Origin of the sequence: Pseudomonas edaphica, from assembly GCF_005863185.1 — a bacterium.
Lineage (GTDB): Bacteria > Pseudomonadota > Gammaproteobacteria > Pseudomonadales > Pseudomonadaceae > Aquipseudomonas > Aquipseudomonas edaphica.
In genome coordinates, this window is record NZ_VBVZ01000147.1 from 1 (window position 1) to 12,136 (window position 12,136).

General features: G+C 55.5%; 13 protein-coding genes and 1 pseudogene. 3 read left to right on the forward strand and 11 right to left on the reverse strand.

Going from position 1 to position 12,136, the window contains the following annotated elements:
• Positions 1-232: 232 nt before the first annotated feature.
• Positions 233-418 carry a carbon storage regulator gene (locus tag FEM54_RS12030; protein WP_171045823.1) on the reverse strand — a complete coding sequence of 62 codons (186 nt, stop codon included), beginning with the start codon at positions 416-418 and terminating at the stop codon, positions 233-235.
• Between the two features lie 307 nt (positions 419-725).
• Between FEM54_RS12030 and FEM54_RS12035 the strand changes: the two genes are divergently transcribed.
• From FEM54_RS12035 to FEM54_RS12045, 3 genes are read left to right on the forward strand one after another with little or no spacing between them, the layout of a single operon-like run.
• Positions 726-2,024 (forward strand): MFS transporter, encoded by a 1,299-nt coding sequence (locus FEM54_RS12035; RefSeq protein ID WP_138451034.1) that lies wholly within the window; start codon positions 726-728, stop codon positions 2,022-2,024.
• Positions 2,025-2,039: 15 nt separating this feature from the next.
• On the forward strand, positions 2,040-3,086 hold the full coding sequence (locus tag FEM54_RS12040; protein WP_138451036.1) for an NAD(P)-dependent alcohol dehydrogenase: 1,047 nt from the start codon (positions 2,040-2,042) through the stop codon (positions 3,084-3,086).
• 25 nt (positions 3,087-3,111) lie between these two features.
• A complete protein-coding gene (locus tag FEM54_RS12045; RefSeq protein ID WP_138451038.1) occupies positions 3,112-4,023 on the forward strand; it encodes a helix-turn-helix domain-containing protein in 912 nt (303 codons plus the stop codon).
• Between the two features lie 291 nt (positions 4,024-4,314).
• Here FEM54_RS12045 and FEM54_RS12050 read toward each other — a convergent pair whose 3' ends face one another.
• The 10 genes and pseudogenes from FEM54_RS12050 to bvgA all read right to left on the reverse strand — a co-directional run.
• Complete coding sequence (locus FEM54_RS12050) at positions 4,315-5,166, reverse strand: MrpH family fimbial adhesin (RefSeq protein WP_171045824.1); 852 nt, start codon at positions 5,164-5,166, stop codon at positions 4,315-4,317.
• A gap of 5 nt (positions 5,167-5,171) precedes the next feature.
• Positions 5,172-5,714, reverse strand: coding sequence for a fimbrial protein (locus tag FEM54_RS12055; protein ID WP_138451042.1), 543 nt, complete (start codon positions 5,712-5,714; stop codon positions 5,172-5,174).
• A gap of 8 nt (positions 5,715-5,722) precedes the next feature.
• On the reverse strand, positions 5,723-6,223 hold the full coding sequence (locus FEM54_RS12060; RefSeq protein ID WP_138451044.1) for a fimbrial protein: 501 nt from the start codon (positions 6,221-6,223) through the stop codon (positions 5,723-5,725).
• Positions 6,220-6,699, reverse strand: a complete 480-nt coding sequence (locus FEM54_RS12065) for a fimbrial protein (protein WP_171045825.1) — start codon at positions 6,697-6,699, stop codon at positions 6,220-6,222. Before FEM54_RS12065 ends, FEM54_RS12060 begins: the two co-directional genes overlap by 4 nt.
• 10 nt (positions 6,700-6,709) lie before the next feature.
• Positions 6,710-7,171 (reverse strand): fimbrial protein, encoded by a 462-nt coding sequence (locus FEM54_RS12070; protein ID WP_171045826.1) that lies wholly within the window; start codon positions 7,169-7,171, stop codon positions 6,710-6,712.
• Between the two features lie 153 nt (positions 7,172-7,324).
• On the reverse strand, positions 7,325-8,083 hold the full coding sequence (locus tag FEM54_RS12075) for a fimbria/pilus periplasmic chaperone (protein ID WP_138451051.1): 759 nt from the start codon (positions 8,081-8,083) through the stop codon (positions 7,325-7,327).
• Between the two features lie 21 nt (positions 8,084-8,104).
• Positions 8,105-10,594, reverse strand: a complete 2,490-nt coding sequence (locus tag FEM54_RS12080; RefSeq protein ID WP_138451053.1) for an outer membrane usher protein — start codon at positions 10,592-10,594, stop codon at positions 8,105-8,107.
• A 24-nt stretch (positions 10,595-10,618) separates the two neighbouring features.
• Positions 10,619-11,167 carry a fimbrial protein gene (locus tag FEM54_RS12085; RefSeq protein WP_138451055.1) on the reverse strand — a complete coding sequence of 183 codons (549 nt, stop codon included), beginning with the start codon at positions 11,165-11,167 and terminating at the stop codon, positions 10,619-10,621.
• Between the two features lie 70 nt (positions 11,168-11,237).
• Positions 11,238-11,780, reverse strand: coding sequence for a fimbrial protein (locus tag FEM54_RS12090; RefSeq protein WP_138451058.1), 543 nt, complete (start codon positions 11,778-11,780; stop codon positions 11,238-11,240).
• Positions 11,781-11,954: 174 nt separating this feature from the next.
• Positions 11,955-12,136 (reverse strand): annotated as a pseudogene (gene bvgA / locus FEM54_RS12095) (virulence response regulator transcription factor BvgA); the annotation flags it as partial.

Genomic DNA, 12,136 nt, shown 5'->3' on the forward strand with positions numbered 1-12,136 from the left:
GACCTATTCAGCTCTTGGGTTCCCGGTCGATTGCCGAGCAATTTCAAGTGGTAGAACACCTCGTCTTTGGCTATTGCTACAACCGCTTCATTTCCGGTTTTGTTCAAGGCGTTTATCAGTGCGGCGACTGCCCACTGTGTCGCTAGCTCATCCGATTCAGATTCCGTCATTGAGGACTCCTACTGCGTCTTAGCCGATTGCTTGACGCGATCGCACAGGGGTGAAGCAGACTTCATTTCCTGCCGTTTTCATCATTCTTTCGAGCGCATTCGAGTCGCTCAGGTCGCACGATATGCATGTTTTCTGGCACGACAAGCCCAAGCAATACGGTATTGCCTTCTACGCTGATCACTCGCATCTCGATGACATCTTTGATGCGCAGGCCCTCGGTGGGCTGTCGGGCAAAAAGATAAAGCACAGAACGAACCTTCTGATTCAGAATTTAATTCCTGCCCTATTGAAGACACGGGTTCTGCGTAACGTATGCAGGAAAATTCACTGTGTACTGTTTCGGGACTTGCTTAAGAGGGCCACGGCAAGCCCAACTGTCTCTGGCTTTGCGTAATGAGCAAGTAACTGCCATCACTGCCTGGGTGTGAAAAAAATACCAGTTTGCTGCAATACCTACGCTAGTCGTCCTCGCGGGGAAAAGGGAAGCTGGATTTGAACTGGTCAGATCTGATTTGGCTGTCGGGGTCCATACAATTACAAGAAAGGAAAGCACCATGGCTAATCGTCAAGCCCCTCAGGGGCTGCTGTTCGGTTTACCCATCTCGCTGGTGTGGGGATTTGTCGCCATTGCGGTGTTCATGACTGGCGATGGAATTGAGCTGGCGTTTCTGTCCCGTTATGTCGTTGACCTGGGTTTCTCTGCAACTCAGGCAACACTCTTGTTCACGGTCTATGGCTTGCTGGCGGCTATTTCGAGCTGGGGTTCGGGTGTGCTGGCGGAAACCTTCGGTCCGCGGCGGATCATGCTGATTGGCGTCGCGGCCTGGATTGTCTTTCATGTGCTGTTCCTGGTCTTCGGTCTGGAACAGCAGAACGACATATTAATGGTGGTGTTCTACGGTATCCGTGGGTTGGCCTACCCATTGTTCATCTATGCCTTCATGGTCTGGATCGCACAAGTGACGCCAGGCGCACGTATGGCCTCGGCCATGGGCTGGTTTTGGTCGATGTATTGCATCGGTATTGGCCTTTTAGGTAACTGGCTGCCAAGCATGAGCATTTCGCGCATCGGGTTTATCAACACGTTGTGGATCGGTGTGTTTTGGGTTGCCCTGGCCGGGCTGATGATCATGTTTTTAGTCAAGGAGCGGGGGGCCGGCAAACCCGGCGATGCAGTGACACTGGTTGAGCGTCTCAAAACCTTGAGCCAAGGCGTCACCATCATTGCTGAGCGACGGGGCATGTTCCTGATTGTATTGGTGCGAATCATCTGCAACCTGAGCCTGTTCGGTTTACCGGTGATCCTGCCGCTGTATCTGACTTCGTCAGAGGTGGGTTTCAGCATGGAGCAGTGGCTGCATTTGTGGGGCGTGATGTTTGTCGTGAGCATTTTCACCAATGTGATCTGGGGGCAAATCGGTGATCGCCTGGGGTGGCTGATACAAATGCGCTGGTTCGGATGTATCGGCTGTGCGTTGTCGTCGCTGGCGTTCTATTACCTGCCGCAGTTCTATGGCGCACATTTTGAAATAGCACTGATTGCAGCCGTAGGCTTTGGCATCAGCGTGACGGCTTTCGTACCCATGGGGGCGGTGTTCCTCGCCCTGGCGCCGGAGCAAAAGGGCGCGGCAATTTCGGCACATAACCTGGCGGCTGGTCTGTCGAATTTCATGGGGCCGGGGATTGCCACTCTGTTTATCGCGACCTTGGGCATCAAGGGCGTGGTGTGGATCTACGCTGGCCTCTATGTCACCGGCGCGGTTTTGACCTTCTTTATTCCTGTCCATCAACCCCGACTCGGTCAACAGGCATCGCGCCATACCTGCGTTGCCGAGGCGACCCCACCCCTTTAGTCTGCGGAGATACCCATGCTAGCTCTGGTTCTGGAAAAACAGCACACCTTGGCCATTCGCGAAATAAATCTACCGCTCAGTCTCGGCCCGAATGACGTACGCATTCGCATACATACCGTGGGTATTTGCGGCAGTGATGTGCATTACTTCACTCATGGGAAGATCGGGCCTTTCGTGGTTGACCAGCCCATGGTGCTTGGTCATGAAGCGGCCGGTACTGTCGTGGAGGTTGGGCGCAATGTGAAACACTTGGTAGAGGGTGACCGTGTGTGTATGGAGCCGGGCATTCCCGATCCAACGTCAAAGGCCTCGCGGCTGGGCCTGTACAACATCGACCCGGCAGTGCAGTTCTGGGCGACGCCACCGGTGCATGGTTGCCTGACCCCGCAAGTGATCCATCCGGCAGCGTTCGCCTACAAACTGCCGGACCATGTCAGCTTCGCCGAAGGGGCGCTGGTGGAGCCTTTTGCTATCGGTATGCAGGCGGCCGTCAAGGCGCGCATCAAACCGGGCGATGTCGCGGTGGTGATTGGAGCGGGTACCATTGGTTTGATGACAGCGCTGGCAGCCCTTGCCGCAGGGGCTAGCCAAGTATTGGTGTCGGACCTGATGGAGCAGAAACTGGCCATTGCGCAAGGCTATGAGGGCATTGTCGCGGTTAACGTACGCTTGGAGTCGCTGGTGGATAAGGTTGCGCAATTGACTGACCACTGGGGGGCTGATGTGGTGTTTGAAGCTAGCGGTAGTGCGCGCGCTTATCCTGATGCGATGGCCTGCGTGTGCCCCGGTGGCGCCCTGGTGTTAGTGGGAATGCCGGTTGAACCGGTGGCGTTTGATGTCGTGGCGGCTCAGGCCAAGGAAATTCGCATTGAAACCGTATTCCGATACGCCAATGTTTATCAGCGCGCGGTTAATCTGATTGCCAGTGGCAAGGTCAATCTAAAACCCTTAATCTCCGCAACATTCCCGTTCGCCAAGAGCATTGAGGCCTTTGAGCGCGCCGCCAGTGCTTTGCCAGGCGACGTAAAGTTGCAGATCAGCTTCGACTCGTCTGCGAGTTGAACTCTCTCGATGGAACACTACGGTGATGACCCATAGGCAAAAGGCCGAAAAGCTATCCGAACTCGAAGTGATCTTTACCGAGCCGCAGCATAGCTTTCGCTGGCACGAGCATGATTACCCGTTCGAGCTCGCTCGTTGGAATCATCACCCACAGTTTGAAATTCACCTGATCCGCCAGGGAAGTGGTCGGTTTTTTGCGGGTGACTACATCGGCCATTTTGAGGCTGGTCACCTTGCTTTGATCGGCCCGGGCTTGCCTCATGACTGGAGCATCGATCTGGCGCCGGGCGAGCGTATTGTCGGACGTGATGTCGTCCTGCAATTTGACGGAGACAGCCTCCTGAAATTGCGTGAAACATTACCCGAGCTGGGTGATCTGCAAAGATTGTTCGTTCAATCGAGGCAGGGGCTTGAGTTTAGTGGCGCGACCCGGAAAAACGGGGTCCAGTTGTTGGAGGCGATAGGGCAGAGCAGGGGGCTGAAGCGTTTATGGCTCTTTCTGTCGTTGCTGGAAACCCTCAATGAAGCCCCGCTCCATGAAAGCCATCGGCTGGCCAGTCTGCAATACGCCCCCATGCTGGATGGCCTGACCACCGAGCGTATGAGGCGGGTGCTGGATTACATACATCGACATCTGGATGAAGAGTTGCGCGTGTCGGTGATTGCCCAACAGTTGAACATGAGCGAGCCATCATTTTCCCGGTTCTTCAAGCGCACGACAGGTCATACGTTTGTCGATCTGACTCGCAAACTGAGGATTCAGCGTGCATGCCGCTTGCTTCTGCAAACGAGATTATCGGTGGCAGATGTCTGCTTCAGCATTGGCTACGGCAACTTATCCAATTTCAATCGACACTTTCGCTACGAAATGCTGACGACTCCCTCGGAATATCGTAAGCGTCTTGAACGTCGTGTTACTGGAGACCAAGTAGGCTAAATCAGCTTGTCATGCGCTGTCTCGTGGCATCCAGCCGGCGTAATAACATATGTGTCGTGATAATGCCCAAAAAGAGCTCGCCCAAACCAGAAGCAAGTCCCCCGGTCAAGGCTGCTAAGAAACCACTGGCTAGGCGAGCGATGGAATTTTAGTGGGGAAAATAGTCGATGTATGTAGGACTTTTCGTGGTGGCAACAAAGATTGAGGGGGGGACGCCCACCACCAGGGTATCTGGTTAGTAGCAGCGGACGGCAACGTTGCTGCCGTCAGTGATGATCACCCTTTGGTGCATCAAGGTGGTGAAACGGTAATCACCGTGGAGCCGGAAAAACTACCGGGAGTAACAGTTCCGCGGGTACTTAAGGTCGAGGTGACGTTGAGCGGGCTGGGCTGGCCAGCGGCAACGGGTACGTTGATGCCGTTCGTGGCATCTTTGCCGTTGAGGGTGATCTTCGAGTAAAGACTTCCGTCGCTTCTGAGCTGCACGCCATAGCTGTTTGATCTACTTGCCGAGACGGTTACGCTGGCCTGACCCTTACATTGCACATTCAGTTGGAGGGAGGCCGTTGCGCCGTCCAAGGCATTGTCGGGCAGGCTCTTGTGGTCGATGGTTGTATTGCCGTTGACCTCGCATTGCACCATTGGCGGTTTGACGCGTTGGCAATGTCCGAAAAAACTGCCAGCTCCTATCGTGCCAGGCTCGTATGGGCTAGCAACGAAGCCGATGCAAGTTTCATCGGTGTAAACACTTTCTGGGTCCAGCACCGAACCATTGAACGGCATATCGAAGCCCTGGACCATAAGGTCAAGCAGAAAGGCACCCATGCTGCTTTTCCGACGACTCGGTACGGTCCATATGTAGGGTTTGCCCAGTACATAGAGGAGGTTCGCGTTCCCGCCGCTTCGACGTACCGCGAGTGTGACACGGCACTTTCCGTTTTTAGTCGCATAAAGATCCTCGCATGGGCTGGGTGATGGATCAGTCATTGACCAGTTGTTTACTTGAAAGTTATGAAGTATTCCGCCCGGCACATACCGGGTTTCCACTGAGGTGATGTTGAAGGCTTGCACTTGTGCCATGGCCGCACATGACAGCACAGCTAACAGTGTGTTGCGCAGAGCAATTCTGTAAGGTCTTTTCAAGATAGTTACTCGTAGTTCAAGGCAAAAGTGAGGGACGCGTCAAAGTCCCCCAGTCCTAGAGATCGATTGACCAGTGCCTTGGGTTCTCCTTGCAGGTAAGCGTTGAAACTGACCAGGTTGTCGCCGCTGGCCAGTTTTCCCATGCTGTGGGTCTTGTTCAAAGGCAGCGGAGTGCCGCCAGTGGTCTCCAGCCCTACCAACAGGCCATGAACGTTTGCGCTCTGTACGATCAGCAGCCCTGGTGGCTCGATGCTTTCGGTACCACGAAGGGCGATAAAGGTGATGCTGACCATGTGCTTGCCGACGTCCAGTTCGCAATTTTTCAGACGCAAACTGATAGGGTGCCCGCGAGTCCTGCCGTTCAGATAGAGGTCTTTGTTTACCACGCTTTTGAAGTCCAGTTCGATGACTTCATCTTCCACCGCGAGCACGCAAGGTTCGTTCACCAGAATGCCGGAGAAAGACAGGTTGTCTTCTGTTGCATGAGCCGCAGACAACCAGAGGCTGGTGCCGATGCAGACGCTCAGGGTTATGGCCCACTTGCCCATATATGCTCCTAGTAGAGTTCGGCGATCAGCAGTGCCGAGGCTCGGAAGGTGGTGCTGGGTAACGTTGCGTCGATCAGCTTTACGGGTACCGCCTCCAGCTTGGGCATTGTTGCGGATGCATTGAAGGTGATCTGCCGGGGGAAATTGGGCTTAAGTGCGCTACCACCGAGCAGTACCCTGATGCCCAGATCGTCTATCGAGGTTTTCAGTGCTGTCGGGTCGAAATTTGCCTCGGCGCCCTTGAGTGTCAGAGTCATGCGGGCGGTTTGGGGCGCACCCGGGCATGTGATTTGATAGGGAATTGCCTGGCGGCGATACTGCGTGCCGTCGATTTTACTGATCGCGATGTTGCCTTCGAAATGCACGTTGATAGGCCCGCCCTTGTCGCTGATGGTGCAGGGTGGGGGCGCCATGAGGGTGCCGGTAAATTGCAGATTGTCTTCGCCAAAGCACTGCAGAGGCAGGGCAGCAACCGACAGCATTGCCAAAAGACGATATGGATTTTTCATTGATAATCCACCGCCAAGGTTGCGCTGGCCTGGAACGCACCTGCGTTGATCTTACCGCTGACTCTTACCAGCACGGTTTGCAACACGGGTTGCTTGCGGGGATCGAAGTCGAACCAACGGTTCAGCTGCAGCCGCGTGCCGTCTTTTATCAGGGCGATGCCGATGTTGTCATTGTTCGGTATCAACAGCGCCTTGCTATCGAACCCCGTAACGCGTCCATTCACATACATCCGTAATTCATTGGTCGTCGCGTTCGTGCAGTTGAGCGAGTAATCCAGGGTGATGGTCTTGTAGACACCATCGATTTTTTCGATCTGCACATCGCCAAACGACGCGGTAATGGGTTTGTTGTTGTTGATCACACAAGGAATTGATGCATAGACGGTACCTTTGATCGTCACCTGTTTTTCGGCGGCATTTATCCACGACGCACTGCCAAGCAGCATCGCCAGAAGTACAGTACGTACGGCAGTCATTGCGGTCTCCTCAGTCATATTCCAGCTTCACATTGAGGCTGGCGCGGAAGGTGCCAGGGCGCAAAGGCGCCGCAGTGCGTTCAGGGCGGATGTAATAGGTCAGCTGGTTATCTCCCGGCGAGACGAACCAGGCCGGGGCCGTTCGTCCCAGGTGTACGTCTTGGCCTTTGACGTTGAGCAGGCGCAGGCCGAACCCCTTGGCGCCAGCCACCTTGATCAGTTCGGGGGTGTCAGCGTCGGCCACGGAGTTGAAGGTCAGCGAAGCCACCGGCTCGATCGCGCTCCAGACCAGGGTTCCATGCTGGTTATCACGTCGGCCGCCGTCACTGCGCACGCAGCCTTGCAACCTGAGTTGAAGGGCTACCGGAGTGCCTTGAGCGCCAACGTCCAACAGTTGAATAGTGCTTAGGTCACCCAGGGACACGCTCTGATAGGCCGAGCTTGGGTCCAGGTAACAGGCGCTTTCAAGCAAGGTTCCCGTCACCTGAAATTCAGCTGTCTGTACTGAGTTGCCAGCGGCTTGAGACAAGGTTGAAACACTTGCACAGCAGAGCAAGGCAACCAGGTAGCTACGGATTCCAGGCATCATGATTTCCACCCAGGTGAATAGGTCATGGCTTGTGTGTCAGCGTTTGCTGTCGATGGGGCTGGCGGTGCAGGTGGCTGCCGTACAACTGAACTGCAGTTGTGGGCGGCCGCCATAGTCATTGACGTAGGTCAGCACCGGCTTGTCGCCCAATACCCCGCTGTTCAAGCCCAGGTCCAACTGACCCTTTGGTGCGATCATCAAGGGTTTGAAGTCAGCGGCGCTACTGGCTTTAAGATCGCGCGCAGCATCGATCACGGTGATGTAGTAGGGCGTTGGGTTGTTCACCAGATAGCGGTCATTTTGACGGGTCAGGGTTAGCTTTTCCTGCCATGGGGCTTCACTTGCACCCACCTTCGTGGCAATTGCGACTGGCCGATAGAACAGCTTCACCCGCGTCTGCAAGGCGATCTGCAAGGTGTTCGGTTTTTCACTGCGTGGCGGGATTTCCCGCAAGTTGAAATAGAATAGCGACTCGCGATCCTGGGGCAGTTGACGCAATTCAGGCAGCCCCTGGATCTTCAACTGACTGTTGCCGCCGGCTTCCAGACGCTGGATGGGAGGCAGTACCACCAACGGGGTGGTGATCTTTTCAGCCTGCTCGTTTTCGATCCAGGCCTGTGCCAGGTAAGGCAGTTGGGGGTTCTGGTTGCTGATGCTCAGGCTGACCGATTTTTCGTTGCCGGTAAAAATCACTCGAGTACGGTCCAGTGACACGGCTGCCAGGCTGGTCTGCGCCGAGCATGCACCGATCAAGGCTAGCAGGGGTAGGGTGTTGCGCTTGAAATTGATCATCATATAAGTACCTGTAGCAATGGATTAAGCGGCGGAGTTTTCCGCCTCGCTGACGGGCTGGCACAGCAGCTCCAGTTGTCGTTCAAGCGATACAACGCGGTCGGGCAGGGTGAAACTGCAGCGTGCGCTGCCATCCCAATGCAGGGACATGGTTTCGCCCGGCTTCATGCCGCTCAGGTAGGTCGATCCTTCTTCCCCGACAATGCCGGTGTCCTGGCCCCGGCTGTTCTGGGCGGTCGCGCCAAAGGGCGGTGCGCCACGATTAGTCATGCGGATAATGACCATGGCCTTGTGGCCGGCGATGACATCGAAGCGGCGATAGCCAATCGCACCTTCGGTTAAGGTCGCCTGGGTGGTCGACTGGGTGGCTTCGACATCGTCAGCCAGGCTGTCCAGGACAATGCTGGCCTGGTTACGGTAGTAGCTGTTGACGTCGGTAATGACCGCCTTGCCGAACCGGTTGGTACGGGTTGTCCCGCCGTTACCACGCACCGGCACATCTGCCACGCCCTGGGTGTCGACCAGCAGCCGGGTGCCACCCATCACGGTGTTGCGGTGCAGCGCTGCACCTTGGCCGGTCAACGTGGCGCCGCCTTGCAGAGAGAGGCCGGCCGAGGTGTATTCACCGGTCTCGTAGCTGGCACTGGCAACCATCTGAGCCTGGTCGCCGTCGTGGGACAGGAAACCGCTGGCGGTTTCGCCTCTTGAGGACTTGCCGGCACTGAGCATGTAGTGGTTACGCTCATCGAGACGGTCGTAGTAACTCAAACTATGGGTGCTTTCACCGCGACTGACCGAGGAGGTGTAGCTGACCGAGCCGGTGGCGTCCCAGGGAATATTGACCGACAGGTAGGCGCCATCATCGGAGGTACCGCCGCCCTTGTTTTGGTAGGCCGTCAGCGACAGGCTGAGGTTTTTCAAACCACCCACGTTGAAGTAGCGCGACAACGACAGGCTGTAGCGATCACTCGCCTGGCTATTCCAGTAGGTCTGGTGGTTGTAGTTGAAGTAAACGCTGAGGTCGGAGTCGCGAAATTGCTTGCTCACCGTTGCTGTGTAGAGTTCCTTGCTCTGGTTCAGCGGCCGGTCGCCACGCCGGGTTTCGATGAATTCGTTCATGCTCAGGTAGTCCTCTTCAGAGAAGCGATAGCCGGCGAAGGTGACTTGGCTGTCGTACTCATCGAAGCGCTTGGAATAGCTGGCACGGTAGGACTTGCCGCTCAGTGTGTCCTGGCCCGGCAGTGTGGCCCGCGACTGAGTGACGTCGAACGACAGCGCACCGAAGGCCATCAGGTCACGGCCCATGCCGATGGCCAGGGAACCGTAGTCCTTGGCGCCGAGACCGCCGCCATACAATGACCAGCCATTGCTTATACCCCAGGAAAATTCGCCGGTGGCAAAGGCCGGGCCATCCAGCTGATGTTCCCAGTCAGAGGGTTTGCCGGCGGCCAGATTGTAACGCACCGTACCGGGACGGGTCAGATAGGGGATGTTGGCGGTATCCATCTGAAACTCCTGGACGCTGCCATCCTGTTCTTCAACGCGCACATCAAGTCGGCCGCTGACGGCGTCATTGAGGTCCTGGATACGAAACTGACCAGGCGGCACCTGGGTGTCGTAAAGCACCCGGCCCTGTTGCCGAATCACCACGCGGGCGTTGCTACGGGCCACGCCGCTGACTTCAGGCGCGTAACCCCTGAGGTTAGGTGGCAGCATGTTATCGTTGCTGTTGAGGCTGGCGCCGGTATAGCGAAAGCTGCCAAACAGGTTGGAGTCCAAGTAGTCTTCGCCAACGATCAGGTTCGAACGCAAGGACGGCATGGCCCGCAGCGCATAAAAACGGCTCCAGGCAAATTGCTGTTGTGACGGCTGGTCAGCACTGCGTTGCACCTGGCTTTGCCAATCGCCGCGTAAGCGCCAGGCGCCCAGGTTCAGACCGGCAGTGCCGTTGCCACTGAGAGTGTCGCTGCGACCTTTGCTTCGCTTGCGCTCGGTGGTTTGGGCGTTGAGGTTGTAGTCGAACAGCAGCCCGGTAATGCCATCGTCCCAGCGTGAGGGCGGATCCCAGTTTGCCGCTGTGTATTCCAAGTGCTCCTGAGGGATACTCAGGTACAACCCGGAAGTACCCAGGTCGCCACGCGCCAGCATGCCAGGAACACTGGCGAGGTCCAGGCAGGCGCCCGCGTGCCACCAGGTCAGGGCGTTCATGCTCTGTTCTTTTAAACCCATCTCATTGACCAGTTCTGGCGAAAGACAGGCCAGACTACTTTTTGGATCGTTGTCCTCAGGAAGATAGGTGACCGGGAATTCCGTCAATGTGTCGCGGTTCACATGTACTATCAGGCTGTATTGGCCGGGCATGATGAAGTTTGCCGAAGCAAACACCCCAAGATCGAGGTTCTCGCGATCTTTGAGGTCCAGTACATCAGTATTGAATTGGAATTCTTCGGCCGCACCTGCCCACGCTGCAATACAGCATAATGCAGTGGTCGCCAGTACCTTATGGTGATCCACGTGACTAAATCCTTGAGCGACAGTTTAGAAGTGCTGAATACTCAGCTTGATCGTGGCGTGAAAGTTGCCCGCTTCCAGTGCTTGCCCGCTACCCACGAGTGTCAGTGAGTAATTGAGCATTAATGTGTCCGCGGACAGTGAGCCGTGCTCAAGTAACATGCCGGGAGAAACCAACGTTCCTTGTTCATCTTTTATCTGCAATGCAACGCCTTTGGCGGCGCCCTGAAGGGTAAAGTGTTTACCTTCGCCCTGGCCTTCAAAAGTTAATTTGAAGCGCTGCGATGGGGTGGTGTTACTGCGCGAGTTGGAATTAACGCAATCGCTGATATAGATGTTCAAGGGTTGTTGAGGTGACGTGTTGCCATGCACTAATCCATTCAGTACTGTGGGTTTAAAATCAACCGCTTGGCTGTCATTACCCACGCGGATAGTACAAGCACTGTCGACAATACTTCCTGCCAGTTGTACACGGCCCTCGAGTGCAGAGTTAGCCAACGGCTCAATAGCGCAGACGGGCTGGACGAGGATATACAGGACCAGCGGCATCAACAGCACTACGGCTGACCGAATCATCTAAACCTCCGCAAGCTTCCCCGGAGCACATGTGTGCACATGCTCCGGGGCACCTCAGTGACGTTGCGTGTTACTGATAGCTGAGGGTGAAGTTGGCGAAAGTTTCGAAGTTACCCGGAGTGACAACGGCCGCTGTTCCTTCTCCAGCCGCCACGTCACCCTGTAAGTAGGCGTTGAAGAGCAGGTAGCTATCGCCATCGGACAGCGTCTGCGCAGCTGACTCGGTGCCGAGCTTGAGCAAATCACCGTTGTAGTCGGCAATCGCCAGGCTGGCGCCTGCGGCGCTACCTTTGAGTTGCAGCAGATCTGGGTTGGCCGCCGGCGAACCGGTGAACTTCGCACTGGCGGACTTCAAAGTGTCCAACTCACAGCCGAGTAGTTGGATTTTGAATGGAGTCAACTGGGATTTGCCACCGTTCTTCAGGGTGACGTTGGCAATCTGATCCATTTCGACGGTCTGGTACTGCGACTCTTGAGAGATAGAGCAAGGTGCATCGATAATCGAGCCTTTGAAGGTAATGACACCGTGACCTTGATCTGCGGCAACACTCACAGCCGAAGTTGCTGCCAGGGTAATTGCCATTACTGCGCTGGCCAATGTACTGACTTTCATTTAAAACTCCTAGATTGATATTTATGTCCTGGAAGTGGACTCAATTGAACACTCTCTAAGCTCTGGTATCTGTGTACCGTTGAGCTGGAGCAAGTCTAGAAGTGAGGTGGGTAGAAGGGAGTAGGACGCTGCCGACATGGCCATCGGAAATTTCCTACATTGCATTTCGCGTCATTAGGGGGTCAGTGCGTTGCGCTTGGCAAACTCAGCCAAATCGACCAGTGAAGTGGCACCCAATTTTTGCAGCAGGCGGGTTTTGTAGGTGCTGACAGTTTTGTTACTGAGAAAAAGTTTTTCACCAATTTGCTTGTTGGTGTAACCCTGGGCCAGGTACTGCAATACGGTGACTTCTCGGG